1 protein-coding gene and 1 pseudogene are annotated in these 682 nt (G+C 37.1%); both read left to right on the top strand.

Translation table 11 applies throughout. The features are described 5' to 3' along the window. The first annotated feature begins 39 nt into the window (after window positions 1-39). Window positions 40-387: a single-stranded DNA-binding protein gene (locus FT986_RS14355; protein WP_147865661.1), complete on the top strand. Its 348-nt coding sequence runs from the start codon at window positions 40-42 to the stop codon at window positions 385-387. A 75-nt stretch (window positions 388-462) separates the two neighbouring features. Further along, window positions 463-682, top strand: a pseudogene (locus FT986_RS14350) (DNA repair protein); the annotation flags it as partial.

Raw genomic sequence — 682 nt, 5'->3', positions numbered from 1 at the left:
ATAAATAAATCAATGTTTAATTTTTTAAATCTTAATGTTATGAGTAATCTAAGAAATCAAGTACAGTTAATTGGAAATGTTGGAAATGCCCCTGAAACCACCACCTTTGAAAGTGGTAAAAAAGTATGCCGTTTGTCATTGGCAACCAATGAATACTATAAGCGTGAAGGGGAGATGGTGCAGGATACCCAATGGCACAACCTAGTGGCTTGGGGGAAACAAGCGGAACTTATCGAAAACTATGTGAGTAAGGGAAAAGAAATTGCGGTACAGGGAAAATTGACCACCCGCTCTTATGAGACCGAGGAGGGGAACAAAAAATATGTGACCGAGGTTTTGGTAAACGAGATCCTGTTCTTGGGGAATAACGAAAATACCCATGAGTAATTTTTAAAATAAAGAGGGTGTTCTTTCTCAAAAGCTTACCCTCTTTTTATTATCAACTCCTTAAATAAACTAATGATGAAAACAAAAGTAAATGAAATAAGGATCAGTTACAGTGGTGGTTTAATATCAAGTTCACTACCTAAAATAAACTGTTCCCGAAAAGCAGCAACCATAGCCCACAAACAATGGGATAAACAGAATATAGAACTTTGTGAAAGCTTTCAAATCATGCTTCTTAATAATGCCAATCGGGTAAAAGGTATGTTTGAAGTTTCTCGGGGAGGGATCACGGGCA

This window comes from Mesonia sp. K4-1 (assembly GCF_008017825.1).
Lineage (GTDB): Bacteria > Bacteroidota > Bacteroidia > Flavobacteriales > Flavobacteriaceae > Mesonia.
The sequence above is the reverse complement of the archived record's forward strand: the minus strand, read 5'-3'. Positions and strand labels throughout refer to the sequence as shown.

Coding starts and splice junctions, on each gene's coding strand:
- FT986_RS14355 (WP_147865661.1), top strand. CDS start 40: ATGAGTAATCTAAGAAATCAAGTACAGTTAATTGGAAATGTTGGAAAT.